This window comes from Porcipelethomonas ammoniilytica (genome assembly GCF_025567485.1).
GTDB lineage: Bacteria > Bacillota > Clostridia > Oscillospirales > Ruminococcaceae > Porcipelethomonas > Porcipelethomonas ammoniilytica.
The window spans coordinates 1-824 of the sequence record NZ_JAOQKH010000089.1 but is presented as its reverse complement, the minus strand read 5'-3'; the positions used below and the strand labels follow the sequence as shown (position 1 = coordinate 824).

Genomic DNA, 824 nt, shown 5'->3' with positions numbered 1-824 from the left:
GCTGTGGCTTGTGCATTACTAAGCGTAACGCCGTTTATTACAACGGAATTTGTAACGTTAATAATACCCTCATAGTCGGCTTTGTAGTCGGGAACAACAGCCTTAACGCCTCTTCCTACATTTTCCCTCAGATACTTTATCTTTGTAACACACGCCGCAAGCAATGATTCTTCCGTTACAGGAAAAGCAAGGGTATTGAAATTAACGCTTTCCATATCGTCAAGAAACGCTGCAATGTCATAATTTGCAGCCGTACCGTCCGTACCTCCTGTAAGCGAAACCCCTGCTGCTGCTTCAAGAGAAGTACCCTCTGAGGCTGTAAATGTTATGTACTTACTGTCGACTAGCGCCGAAACATCTGTAACACCCTCAAACGCTTCAACAGTTGAACCGTCAAGATAAACGGAAACGTCAAATCCGGCAACGGGATTCGCCGCAACGGAATAACTGAGAGCGTTACCTCTTGAACCGCCGTACTTTGCCTGAGCTGACAAGCCTCCGCCTGTACCCGTTGCTTTAGTTCCTGCCTTGGCAATGTATACAATTACCGTACTTGCATTTTTAAATGCCTCACGGATAAGCAGCATTGACGGATCATCGTCATATACGCTGTAACCAAGCTTGTCAATTGCCGAATCCACCGATTCATTTGAAATAGTTATAAATTCCTTTTCCGGACCGTATGAATGATTGATCAGTGGAATCAGAACCGTTCCTCTGTCGGAAGAACCCAGCGTACTTTGATTTGAAGCCTCAAAATTAATGTAAGTACCCGGTCTTACTTTTCCTACAGACTTATCGAATGTTCCTCCAGCCATAATTAT

General features: G+C 44.4%; 1 protein-coding gene. It reads right to left on the bottom strand.

All coding sequences use genetic code 11. The features are described 5' to 3' along the window. Positions 1-824 (bottom strand): phage tail sheath N-terminal beta-sandwich domain-containing protein (locus OCV67_RS13405; RefSeq protein ID WP_178085189.1); only part of this gene is annotated, 824 nt, incomplete at both ends.